Raw genomic sequence first — 9,664 nt, forward strand, 5'->3', positions numbered from 1 at the left:
CAACCGCCCGATCCCAAAAGGTCAAGAGAACCGGCATTTTAACGATGCCTGTGAATGTCGGTCGACATTTTTACCATCCGAAAAATTTTGAGTGTTTTTTTGCCGTGACCGTGCAAGGATGCCGCCACCCTAGCCCCCGCGAGAGGGGTGGGTTCCGCAGACAGGCTCCATCCGGGGCCCGCGGGAGGACCCGATAAAGATCAATAGCGACAACAGGGCTGCACGATGAAAAAAACAATTCTCGGTCTCTTTGCCTTTTCCATGATGTCCGCCACGGCTCTGGCCGCCGACATCAAGCCGGCCATCATTTACGATCTGGGCGGCAAGTTCGACAAATCGTTCAACGAAGCGGCCTTCAACGGCGCTGAAAAATTCAAGACAGAATCGGGCGTCGAATACCGCGAGTTCGAAATCGCCAATGACGCTCAGCGCGAGCAGGCCCTGCGCCGCTTCGCCAGCGACGGCAACAACCCGATCGTCATGGCCGGCTTCAACTGGGCCGCACCGCTCGAAAAGATCGCCGGCGAATATCCCGACACCAAGTTCGCGATCATCGACATGGTGCTCGACAAGCCGAACGTGAAGTCGATCGTGTTCAAGGAACAGGAAGGCTCTTACCTCGTCGGCGTGCTCGCCGGTCTCGCTTCGAAGTCGAAGACCGTCAGCTTCATCGGCGGCATGGACGTTCCGCTCATCCACAAGTTCGCCTGCGGCTATGTCGGCGGGGCAAAGTCGACCGGTGCTGACGTGAAGGTTCTCGAAGCCTACACCGGCACGACGCCGGACGCCTGGAACGACCCGGTCAAGGGCGGCGAAATCGCCAAGTCGCAGATGGACCAGGGTTCGGACGTGGTCTACCACGCAGCCGGCGGCACTGGCGTCGGCGTCCTGCAGGCAGCGGCAGATGCCGGCAAGCTCGGCATCGGCGTCGATTCCAACCAGAACGGCCTGCAGCCGGGCAAGGTTCTGACCTCGATGCTGAAGCGCGTCGACGTCGCCGTCTACGAAGCCTTCACCGCTGCCAAGAACGACAAGTTCGAGTTCGGCATTTCCAACCTCGGCCTCAAGGAAGATGGCGTCGGCTATGCGCTCGACGACAACAACAAGGCCCTGATCACCCCGGAAATGCTCGACGCGGTCGAAAAGGTCAAGGCCGAGATCATCGCCGGCAAGGTCCAGGTTCACGACTACATGAGCGACGAAGCCTGCCCCTACTAAGGGCTTCCGCCTGACATGAAGAAGGCCGCCGTTCGCAGGAACGGCGGCCTTTTTATTTGCTGCGCTGAGATTGCGACTCAATAATGCGGCGGGCGGGTGATCGGCGGTGCATCGAGCGATTGCTCCTCGAGGCTGAGGAAACGTTCGGTCAACCGGTCGAGCTTGGCTCGCGTCTGCTCGACGACCTTCCACTGTTCGGCGAGCTGGTCGGAGAGCTCCTCGATCGTCTTGGCCTGATGGGCCACCGTCTCTTCGAGCCGGGTGATCCGGTCTTCGGCATTGTTCATTTCAGCTGCTCCGTCCTGTCAGGGCCATCGGGCCCGCGACATCATGGGGATTTCCGGCAGATTGGCCGGCAAGGGTTCGCTGTCAAGGCAGATTGCGGCTCAGGCCCTGGTCGCGGAGCCTTGCGCGAGCGAAAACCCCGGGTCGCTGGCCGACAACTTCTTGTGCAGATGCACCATCATGCCGGCGGCAAAGAGCGGCGTCAGCAGGTTGAGGAACGGGACAGCAAGGAAGGCCGCCAGCAGCAGGCCGGCCAGAAACACGGTCGAGCGGTGTTTGGCACGGAAGAGCCGCGCTTCCGCCGGCGAGCGGTAGCGCATGGCGGCGAACTCGAAGAACTCCCGCCCAAGCAGATAGCCGTTGACCAGGAAGAAGGCGATCAGGTTGACGCCCGGCACCAACAGCAAGAACAGCGCCAGAATATTGCCGAGAATGACGACGCCGAGAAATTTGGCCGAGCCGGCAATCGCCTCGCCGAGCGGCAGGGGCCTGCCGGCAGGCTCGTTCGGATAATCCCGCGCTTCGACCACTTCGGCGACGTCGTCGAGGAACAAGCCGGCGATCAGCGCCGTCACCGGCGCCAGAAGCAGGGCCAGCGCCAGCGCCAGACCGAGGCTCGCGAAGATGCCGAGCACGAAGGTGAGCCAGCCGGCCCAGGCGGGCGTGCCGGGCATCAGCGCGTCGAGCCATGGCAAGGCAAGCCAGATAAAGGTTTCGCGAAGCCCGAACCAGAGTGCTGCGAGCGCCAGAAGCGTCAGGCCGAGCACCTTCCAGAACACCGAGCGGGTCTCCGGTGCAAAGAGATTGGCGAGAGAAAGTCGCGCCGCGTCCAAAATCATCAAATCTCTCCAGTGCCGGGCAGGGTTCGATGAGGCATGTAGGCAGAAGCGCTCGCATCGACAAGGCGGCGTGGCTGGCATCGTCTGCTTTCGGCAAAATTCCTGCAGTGAAGACGGACGGACCATGGCAAACGCCATGGGGAGCGATATGGTAGAACAAAGACTTGCGCGTGCAGGTCGATCGGAAAGGCGAGCTGCCCACGGGCGGCAGGCGGATAGGGGAGACAATGACCAGACAGAAAACGCTCGCCGGGCTTTCGGTACTCCTCCAGGACGGCAAACTCGACCCGGTCACGCTTGCCGAGGAAACGCTTGCCGGCATCGAAGCGCATGGCGACCAGACGATCTTCGTCGGCCTCACCCGCGAACGCGCGCTGAAGGAAGCGGCAGCCGCCTCCGCCCGGCTCCGGGCGGGGCGCTCACTCGGCCTGCTCGACGGTCTTCCGGTCGCCTGGAAGGACCTCTTCGACGTCAAGGGCAGCGTGACCACCGCCGGCTCGGCTGTTCTGCGGGACGCTCCGCCAGCCGGCAGCGACGCCGCCGTGGTCGCAGCGGTTGCGGGTGCCGGCATGGTCAGCGTCGGGCGAACCAATATGAGCGAGTTCGCCTTTTCCGGCCTCGGCATCAATCCGCATTACGGCACACCGCACAACCCGGCCTCGACCGATGTCGAGCGCATTCCGGGCGGCTCCTCCTCCGGCTCGGCTGCGGCAGTGGCGGCCGGCCTCGTGCCGGCGGCAATCGGTACCGATACCGGCGGGTCCGTGCGCATCCCGGCGGCGATGACCGGCATTGTCGGCTACAAGGCGACGCGCGGCCGCTACTCGATGAAGGGCGTGTTTCCGCTGGCCGAAAGCCTCGATTCGCTTGGCCCCCTCTGTCATACGGTTCAGGATGCGGTCTGGCTCGACGCCGCCATGCATGGATTGACCGCGCCGGTGGTGCGCCGCGGCGAGATCGCCGGCATTTCTCTCGTCATCCCGGAAACCATCGTCTCCGACGAGGCGGAGAGCGAAGTCGTCGAAGCCTTCGAGGATGCGGTCAAGCGGCTGGAAAAGGCCGGAGCCACGGTGACGCGGCGCGCCTTCCCGACGTTCAAGGCAGTGTTCGATCTGATGGCCCGCCACGGCGCGCTCGTCACCGCCGAGGCTTACGCGCTGCACCGGGAGCGCCTGTCCGGCCCGGATGCGGAACGCATCGACCCACGCGTCGTCGCCCGCACGAGGCTCGGCGAGAAGATCACCATGCCCGACTACATCGCGCTTCTGGATGCCCGCGATCAGCTGATCCACGAGACGGTCGAGAGCCTGAAACCGGGCGAACTCATCGTCCATCCGACGTTGCCGCATGTCGCGCCGCCGCTGGCACCGCTGCTTCAGGACGACGAGTTGTTCTTCAAGACCAATGCCAGGACGCTGCGCAATACTCTCATCGGCAACTTCCTCGATTTTTGCGGTATCTCGATCCCCTGTGGCACCGGTGCCGGCGAAATGCCCGTCGGGCTGCAGCTGGCAGCGCCGCATCATCACGACGACCGGCTGCTGTCGATTGCCCTTGCCGCCGAAACGGTGATCCGGGGAGAGGCATGATCGTCTGTTTCGATATCGGCGGATCGGCGATCAAGGGTGCGATCGTGCATTCGCGCGACAGGATCTTTCCGCTGCCGCGCCGCGCGACACCGCTCAACAATTTCCGCCAGTTCGTCCAGGTGCTCGAATCCGTGCTCGACGAGGCCGGCGGTCACCCGGAATGCGTGGCGATCTCGATCACCGGTGTCATCGATCCGGAAACGCGCCGGATCAAATGCGCCAACATCCCCTGCATCGACGGCCGCGAATTGGTGGCCGAACTCGAACGCGAACTGCACCTGCCGGTCAAGATCGCCAATGACGCCGACTGCTTCGCGCTTGCGGAAGCCGGCGCCGGCGCCGGGCGCGGCCATCGCATCGTCTTCGGCGCTATCCTCGGCACCGGCGTCGGCGGCGGGCTGGTGGTCGGCGGCGAGTTGATCAACGCCGACGGCGGCTTTGCCGGCGAATGGGGACACGGTCCCGCATTGGCGGCAGAAGCGGGCGAACCGCCGGTCGCCATCCCCGCCTATGCCTGTGGCTGCGGCCAGAAGCGCTGCGTCGACACCGTCGGCGGTGCGCGCGGGCTTGAGCGATTACACGACACCATTCACGGCAAGACGCTGTCGAGCCACGAGATCATCGAGGCATGGCTGAAGGGCGATACGGAGGCGAAGCGCACCGTGGAAATCCTTGTCGACCTCGTCAGCTCGCCGCTGGCGGTGGTCATCAATACGACGGGCGCGACCATCGTGCCGGTCGGCGGCGGACTTTCCAATGTCGAGCCGTTGCTGGAGGAGATCGACAAGGCGGTTCGTAGCCGGATTCTGCGCCAATTCAAGCGGCCGCTGGTCGTGCGCGGCGAATGTCAGGTCGAGCCGGGGCTGATCGGGGCCGCACTGCTCGGCCTTGGAGGAGAAAAAGTATGAGCGAAATTGGTCTGGAGGTTTGCGTTGACGACGCCGACGGGCTTGCGGCGGCGGTTGAAGGCGGGGCTGACCGCATAGAGCTCTGCGCGGCGCTCTCCGTCGGCGGGCTGACGCCGACGGCCGGATTGATGGCGCTCGCCGGTCCGCCCCGGGTGCCCGTCTATGTCATGATCCGACCGCGGCCGGGCGACTTCGTTTTTGGCGCCGGCGATCTCGAGATGATGCGTCGCGATATCGATGCGGTGCGCGATGCCCGGCTTGCGGGTGTCGTGCTTGGCGCTTCGCTCACCGATGGCCAGCTGGATGCTGCGATGCTCCGAAAGCTGACAGGTCACGCCGCCGGCCTTGGCCTCACCCTGCACCGCGCCTTCGACCTGGTGCCGGATTTCAAGGATGCGATCGAACTGGCGGTCGAACTCGGCTTCGAGCGGATCTTGACATCAGGCGGCGCCAGAAGCGCGCCGCAAGCGATCGAAAAGCTCGCGGAGCTTGTGGCGCTCGCCGCAGGGCGCCTTTCGATCATGCCGGGCTCGGGCGTGACGCTTGATACCGTCGACGCGCTGCTTGCCAAGCTGTCGGTCAGCGAAGTGCATTCCTCCTGCTCGATCCGTGAGCCGGCTCACGATTCACGGCTGGTCAGCATGGGATTTGTCGCCGAAGATCGGCGCCGCACGGATGCGGCGACCGTTCGGGCGATGAAGGCGCGGCTTTCGGCGCAGTAGAAAGATCGTTCACTCCCCGTCACAGCAAGGAATAGGCCCGACGATCGTCTCCGATTGTCGGGCCTTTTCCTTGCTTTTCGCATTTCCTGACGGAAAACCGCTCGTTTTCAATACTGCCGCAATCAGGCGGCGTAGACCTTGTCGCCGCCGATCCAGGTCGACCCCATCGCAAGCTTCGGTGTCAGCAGCACAAAGTCTGCGTCCGCGCCGGGCAGCAGGCGGCCCTTGTGCGAGGAGAGGCCCATGGCGTCGGCGGGATAGGCCGATGCCATGCGAAGCGCTTCTTCCACCGGAAGCCCAAGCTTCTCATGCACGAAGCGCACCGACGAGAGCATGTCGATATCGGCGCCGGCAAGCGTGCCGTCGGCAAGCGTCAGACGGCCGCCGTGACGCAGGATCTCGCGACCGTTGAGCTCGAAGCTCGTCATATCCGTCCCGATCGGCGACATCGCGTCGGTCACCAGGAAGATCTGGCCTGGGCCGGTCTTGGCCCTGAGCGCCACCCCCATCGAGGCCGGGTCGACATGGTAGCCGTCGGCGATCAGACCCGCATGCAGCGTGCCGGTCGCAAGCGCTGCACCGACGACACCAGGCTCGCGATGACCGAGGCCGCTCATCGCGTTGAAGAGATGCGTCACCGTTTTCGCCCCGGCCTTGGCGTAGGACACGGCGGTCTCATAGCCGACATCCGTATGGCCGAGGCTGACGACGGCGCCGGCATCGGCGAGCGCGCGCACCTGTTCCTTCGTGGCGTTTTCCGGCGCGACGGTGACCATGAGCACACCGAGCGCCCTGGCACAGTCGAGCATCTCCTGAAGGTCGGCATCATCCATCGGCCGGATCAGCGCCGGATCATGCGCGCCCTTGCGAGCGACCGAGAGGTGAGGACCTTCCAGATGCAGGCCGAGGAAGCCCGGCACGCCGGCCGCCTTCGCCTGAAGGCCGGCTGCAATGGTTGCCGATCGCACTTCGCGCGTATCGGTGATCAGCGTCGGCAGAAGCGCCGTGGTGCCGAACTTCGCGTGCGCCGAACAGATCTGGCGAATGCTGTCCAGCGTCGGTTGTGCGTTGAGCAGTGCGCCACCGCCGCCATTGACCTGCAAATCGATGAAGCCAGGCACCAGCAGCAGACCGTGCGTGTCGATGACGGTGGCATCCGCCGGCACATCACCGGCAGCCCCGATGGCCTTGACGCGGCCGGCCTCGATCAGGAGGGCGGCGCCATCGTGCCATTCGATGCCATCGAACAGGCGGGCGCCGATGATTGCCTTCTTCTCGGTCATCTCGTCTCCGTTACCTTCTTGAGGCTGGCCGGTGCATCGGGGTTGAGGCCGCGCGAGCGCGACCAGGCTTCGACGAAACCGTAGAACGGCAGGATCAGGGTCAGCGCGTCGGTGATCGGATGGCCTGTCTCAACGAAGGGCAAGCGCTTGGCCTTGCCGGCAAGGCTCGAGGTTACATGGACGACCGCGCCCTTTTCCGCCATACCGTCGGCGATGCCGGCGACCGAGGTTTGCGCCGCATCGCGCGCGGCAAGCGTCAGCACCGGGAACTTCGCACCGACCAGCGCCACCGGTCCGTGCAGCACCTCGGCTGCCGAATAGGCTTCCGCGTGCATGCCCGATGTTTCCTTGAATTTCAGCGCTGCCTCGCTGGCAATCGCAAGCGCCGGGCCGCGGCCAAGCACATAGAGCGATTCGGCTTCGCCGAGGTCATCGGCAAAGGCCTGCCAGTCGAGCTTGACCGCCTTGGCGAACTGGTTCGGAAGATCCGCGACCGCCCGCTGCAATGCGGCATCACCGGTCCATTCGCCGAGCACGGCAAGGCCTGCGACGATCGAGTTGACGTAGGACTTGGTGGCGGCAACCGCAATTTCGGGACCGGCAAGAATATCCAGCGGATGGGTGCAAGCCTCGGAAATCGGCGACGGCAGCGTATTGGTGAGCGCGATCGAGACCGCGCCCGCATCGGTCGCCGCCTGCGCCATGGCAACGATGTCAGGGCTCTTGCCCGATTGCGAAATGGCAATGGCCGCCGCGCCACCGAGCTGCAGCTTGGCACCATAGATCGAGGCGAGCGACGGGCCGAGCGAGGCGACCGGGCGACCGGCCTGCAACTCGATCGCATATTTCAGAAAGAGCGCCGCATGGTCGGAGGAGCCGCGGGCAATCGTTACCAGGAAGGCCGGATCCTTGGCGCGCAAGGCCGCGCCTGCCGCCTTGAGCTGATCGGCGGAGCGCTCCAGCAGACGCTGGGCGGCCTCAGGGATCTCGTCGATTTCTCGGCGCATGTTGGTCTGCATGGTCAATTCCTTATCTTGCGGAGTGTCGGTCAGGATTCCGACAGGGTCAGTTCCGCGACAAAATCATAGGCGTCGCCCCGGTAGAGCGAGCGGGTGAATTCGACGACGCGTCCCGATGCGAGATAGGAAACGCGTTCGATGGAAAGGCCGGCAGAGCCGACGGCGACGCCGAGCATGGAGGCATCGGGGTCCTTGATGTTGCAGGCGGAGATGCGCTGCACGGCCCGCACCGGCCGTGAGCGGGTCTTATCGAGCGCGGTATAGAGCGACGACGTGACGGCCTGCGGGTCCGGCAAGAACTCGGCCGAGATGCTCGCGCGCTCGATTGCGAGAGGCATGTCGTCGGCGATACGCAGACGCCCAAGCCTTGCCACCAGCGCATCGGCCGGCAGGCCCAGCGCCATCATCTCGTCCGGGGACGGATGATACAGGCCGCGCTCGAGCCAGCGAGCATGAGTGTTCAAGCCACGGCGCGCCATGTCCTCGGTAAAAGAGGTCAGCCGCGACAGCGATTGCTGCACCTTGGAAACCGGCTTGACGACGAAGGTGCCGGAGCCGTGGCGGCGCACCAGCAAGCCGTCGCGCACCAGATCGTCGACCGCCTTGCGCACGGTAACGCGGCTGATATTGGCGTAGTCCGCCAGATCGCGCTCCGGCGGCAGGGCGTCGCCATGATTGAGCTTGCCGGACTGGATCGCGTCTTCGAGGGATTGGCGCAGCTTGAGATAGAGCGGGCCGGAGCCGCCCGCCTGCAGGCCTTCGAGCGGCAGAATGGCGGCGAGATGGTCGGTCATGCGCCAACCTCCTTGCGGGAGCCGAAGCGCTGTGCGGCGAGCGCCACGGCGCCGGTAAGGGCGTCGGCCTCGGCTTCGACGAAAAGCGGCTGGTGGCGCTCTGCAAGCCATGGACGGTAGAGCGGCGCGAGACCGCCGAGCAGGCAGAGCTTCCTCCCTCCCCGAGCAACCACGACGTCAAGCGCTTCGTCGATCGTGATTGCCGCCGTCTTCAACAGGCGCACGGCGACCGGATCGCTTAGCTGCGCCGCTTCGAACACGCGCGGGGCATAACGGCCGAACTCGCCAGGCTTTGCCAGGCGTGCGAAATCGACGACATTGCTCGGATCGTTTTTGAACTCAGCCATGACGCTATCCGTCACCGGCGAAGCCTCGTGAATGCCGTCAAAGGCGAGCAGGCTTTCCTGCAGGAGGGCATGACCGATGCGTGCACCGCTGCCATGGTCGCCGATGGTGAAGCCCCAGCCGCCGACATAGCTGATCGTGTCGCCCTGGCGCAGGATATAGATGCTGCCGGTGCCGAGAATGGCGACGGCGCCGTCCTCGTCGCCAAGCGCGCCCTGCAGCGCGATCAAACCGTCAGATTCAATGTCGGCCGCGGCAAACGGCAGGCGGCGCTTCACATAGTGCACCGCATCGCCGACGTTATGTCCGGCGACGCCGACAAGCGCCCGCGCCTGCGTTATACCCGCGGGATCAAGACCGGCTTCTTCGAACGCAGCGCGCGCGGCGCCGGCGATGTTGGCGAGCGCCGTTTCTGGATCCGTCAGGATATTGGCGGCACCAGCCTTGCCACGGCCGAGAATACGGCCATCCCCCGCAGCCACAGCCGCCCGGCAGCTTGTTCCGCCGCCATCGATTCCAATCAGGTAGTTTGGCATGAGCACCTCCGCCCGTTGAAGATACCAAAAAAATACCAATAACCAAGTCCGAATTGGTCTCGACAGCCAATTTTGAAATAACACACTGAATAACAATGGATAATTTCAGCGATTGCTTTTTTCTGG

Annotated in this window: 10 protein-coding genes; 4 read left to right on the forward strand and 6 right to left on the reverse strand. The window is 64.4% G+C overall.

Annotated elements, in window-relative coordinates:
• Positions 1 to 225 precede the first annotated feature (225 nt).
• Positions 226 to 1,218 (forward strand): BMP family ABC transporter substrate-binding protein, encoded by a 993-nt coding sequence (locus BLJAPNOD_RS02370; protein ID WP_065784862.1) that lies wholly within the window; start codon positions 226 to 228, stop codon positions 1,216 to 1,218.
• A 77-nt stretch (positions 1,219 to 1,295) separates the two neighbouring features.
• On the opposite strand, the gene BLJAPNOD_RS02375 is transcribed toward BLJAPNOD_RS02370, so the two are convergent.
• Positions 1,296 to 1,505 (reverse strand): SlyX family protein, encoded by a 210-nt coding sequence (locus BLJAPNOD_RS02375; protein ID WP_077499404.1) that lies wholly within the window; start codon positions 1,503 to 1,505, stop codon positions 1,296 to 1,298.
• A 99-nt stretch (positions 1,506 to 1,604) separates the two neighbouring features.
• Positions 1,605 to 2,342, reverse strand: coding sequence for a sulfate transporter family protein (locus tag BLJAPNOD_RS02380; RefSeq protein ID WP_115418781.1), 738 nt, complete (start codon positions 2,340 to 2,342; stop codon positions 1,605 to 1,607).
• A gap of 227 nt (positions 2,343 to 2,569) precedes the next feature.
• Between BLJAPNOD_RS02380 and BLJAPNOD_RS02385 the strand changes: the two genes are divergently transcribed.
• The 3 genes from BLJAPNOD_RS02385 to BLJAPNOD_RS02395 are packed head-to-tail and all read left to right on the forward strand — an operon-like array spanning position 2,570 to position 5,561.
• Complete coding sequence (locus tag BLJAPNOD_RS02385; protein ID WP_115418782.1) at positions 2,570 to 3,931, forward strand: amidase; 1,362 nt, start codon at positions 2,570 to 2,572, stop codon at positions 3,929 to 3,931.
• Positions 3,928 to 4,839, forward strand: coding sequence for an ROK family protein (locus tag BLJAPNOD_RS02390; protein WP_115418783.1), 912 nt, complete (start codon positions 3,928 to 3,930; stop codon positions 4,837 to 4,839). Before BLJAPNOD_RS02385 ends, BLJAPNOD_RS02390 begins: the two co-directional genes overlap by 4 nt.
• Complete coding sequence (locus BLJAPNOD_RS02395; protein WP_115418784.1) at positions 4,836 to 5,561, forward strand: copper homeostasis protein CutC; 726 nt, start codon at positions 4,836 to 4,838, stop codon at positions 5,559 to 5,561. Before BLJAPNOD_RS02390 ends, BLJAPNOD_RS02395 begins: the two co-directional genes overlap by 4 nt.
• Before the next feature lie 122 nt (positions 5,562 to 5,683).
• On the opposite strand, the gene nagA is transcribed toward BLJAPNOD_RS02395, so the two are convergent.
• The 4 genes from nagA to BLJAPNOD_RS02415 are packed head-to-tail and all read right to left on the reverse strand — an operon-like array spanning position 5,684 to position 9,538.
• Complete coding sequence (gene nagA / locus BLJAPNOD_RS02400) at positions 5,684 to 6,844, reverse strand: N-acetylglucosamine-6-phosphate deacetylase (protein WP_115418785.1); 1,161 nt, start codon at positions 6,842 to 6,844, stop codon at positions 5,684 to 5,686.
• Positions 6,841 to 7,863: an SIS domain-containing protein gene (locus BLJAPNOD_RS02405; protein WP_115418786.1), complete on the reverse strand. Its 1,023-nt coding sequence runs from the start codon at positions 7,861 to 7,863 to the stop codon at positions 6,841 to 6,843. Before BLJAPNOD_RS02405 ends, nagA begins: the two co-directional genes overlap by 4 nt.
• A 29-nt stretch (positions 7,864 to 7,892) precedes the next feature.
• Positions 7,893 to 8,657, reverse strand: a complete 765-nt coding sequence (locus BLJAPNOD_RS02410) for a GntR family transcriptional regulator (RefSeq protein ID WP_025425454.1) — start codon at positions 8,655 to 8,657, stop codon at positions 7,893 to 7,895.
• Positions 8,654 to 9,538, reverse strand: coding sequence for an N-acetylglucosamine kinase (locus BLJAPNOD_RS02415; RefSeq protein ID WP_115418787.1), 885 nt, complete (start codon positions 9,536 to 9,538; stop codon positions 8,654 to 8,656). The genes BLJAPNOD_RS02410 and BLJAPNOD_RS02415 overlap by 4 nt, the downstream gene beginning before the upstream one ends.
• Between the last annotated feature and the right edge of the window lie 126 nt (positions 9,539 to 9,664).

The organism is Ensifer sp. M14, from assembly GCF_003355565.1.
Classification (GTDB): Bacteria; Pseudomonadota; Alphaproteobacteria; order Rhizobiales; family Rhizobiaceae; genus Ensifer.

Bases quoted from the DNA above. Each gene is read 5' to 3' on its own strand.
- BLJAPNOD_RS02370 (WP_065784862.1), top strand. From the start codon at position 226: ATGAAAAAAACAATTCTCGGTCTCTTTGCCTTTTCCATGATGTCCGCC.
- BLJAPNOD_RS02375 (WP_077499404.1), bottom strand. From the start codon at position 1,505: ATGAACAATGCCGAAGACCGGATCACCCGGCTCGAAGAGACGGTGGCC.
- BLJAPNOD_RS02380 (WP_115418781.1), bottom strand. From the start codon at position 2,342: ATGATTTTGGACGCGGCGCGACTTTCTCTCGCCAATCTCTTTGCACCG.
- BLJAPNOD_RS02385 (WP_115418782.1), top strand. From the start codon at position 2,570: ATGACCAGACAGAAAACGCTCGCCGGGCTTTCGGTACTCCTCCAGGAC.
- BLJAPNOD_RS02390 (WP_115418783.1), top strand. From the start codon at position 3,928: ATGATCGTCTGTTTCGATATCGGCGGATCGGCGATCAAGGGTGCGATC.
- BLJAPNOD_RS02395 (WP_115418784.1), top strand. From the start codon at position 4,836: ATGAGCGAAATTGGTCTGGAGGTTTGCGTTGACGACGCCGACGGGCTT.
- nagA (WP_115418785.1), bottom strand. From the start codon at position 6,844: ATGACCGAGAAGAAGGCAATCATCGGCGCCCGCCTGTTCGATGGCATC.
- BLJAPNOD_RS02405 (WP_115418786.1), bottom strand. From the start codon at position 7,863: ATGCAGACCAACATGCGCCGAGAAATCGACGAGATCCCTGAGGCCGCC.
- BLJAPNOD_RS02410 (WP_025425454.1), bottom strand. From the start codon at position 8,657: ATGACCGACCATCTCGCCGCCATTCTGCCGCTCGAAGGCCTGCAGGCG.
- BLJAPNOD_RS02415 (WP_115418787.1), bottom strand. From the start codon at position 9,538: ATGCCAAACTACCTGATTGGAATCGATGGCGGCGGAACAAGCTGCCGG.